General features: G+C 71.2%; 1 protein-coding gene. It reads right to left on the reverse strand.

The window, feature by feature from the left end; genetic code table 11:
* Positions 1-1163: L-glutamate gamma-semialdehyde dehydrogenase (locus FKP22_RS31135; protein WP_141292029.1), on the reverse strand; the 1163-nt coding region annotated here is incomplete at both ends.

The raw sequence follows: 1163 nt of genomic DNA on the forward strand, positions 1-1163 counted from the left end.
TAGTGCGGGCCGCCGGCCTTGGGGCCGGTGCCGCTCATGCCTTCGCCACCAAAGGGTTGCACGCCAACGACCGCGCCGATCATGTTGCGGTTGACGTAGACATTGCCGATCTGCGCGAGCGCCGCCAGGCGCTCGGCGCGGCTGTCGATGCGGGTCTGGATGCCGAAGGTCAGGCCGTAGCCGAGGGCGTTGATCTCGCGCACCAGGGCTTCGGGTTCGCCGCGCCAGCGCACCACGTGCAGCACCGGGCCGAAGATCTCGCTCTGCAGCGCACTCACGGCCGGCAGCTCGAAGGCCACCGGCGGCACCAGGCGCGGGAAGGCGGCGGCATCCACCACTGTTTCGCCGAGCAGTTTGGCCTCGCGCTTCAGGCGCTGGACCTGGGCCGAGATGCCGCTGAAGGCTTCGTCGTCGATCACCGGGCCCACGTCGGTGCGCAACTCGGCCGGGTCGCCCACGCGCAACTCGGCCATCGCGCCACGGATCATCTCGATCACGCCGTCGGCAATCGCTTCGTGCACGCACAACAGGCGCAGCGCCGAGCAGCGCTGGCCGGCGGAGCGGAAGGCGCTTTGCACGACCGCGTCCACCACCTGCTCGGGCAGCGCGGTCGAGTCCACGATCATCGCGTTCAGGCCGCCGGTTTCGGCAATCAGCGGCACGGGCGCACCACCCTTGTCGGCGAGCGTGCGCTGGATGATGCGAGCGACCTGCGTGGAGCCGGTGAAGCACACGCCTGCGGTGCGCGCATCGGCCACCAGGCCCGCGCCCACGGTTTCGCCCGGGCCGTGCAGCAGCGCCAGTGCGTCGGCCGGCACGCCGGCTTCGTGCAGCAGTGCGACCATGGCCGCGGCAATCGCCGGTGTCTGCTCGGCCGGCTTGGCGGCCACGGTGTTGCCTGCCACCAGCGCCGCGACGACCTGGCCAGCGAAGATCGCCAGCGGGAAATTCCACGGGCTGATGCAGACGAACACGCCGCGGCCCTGCATCGGCGTGGGGCCACCCAGCGCAGCCTCGGCCTGGTCGGCGTAGTAGCGGCAGAAGTCCACCGCTTCGCGCACCTCGGCCACGCGGTCGCCCAGGGTCTTGTGGGCTTCCTTGACCAGCAGGCCGCAGTAGCTGGCCAGGCGTGCGTCCAGCAGGTCGCCGGCGCGGCGCACGAT

Origin of the sequence: Ideonella azotifigens, from assembly GCF_006519715.1 — a bacterium.
GTDB lineage: Bacteria > Pseudomonadota > Gammaproteobacteria > Burkholderiales > Burkholderiaceae_C > Ideonella > Ideonella azotifigens.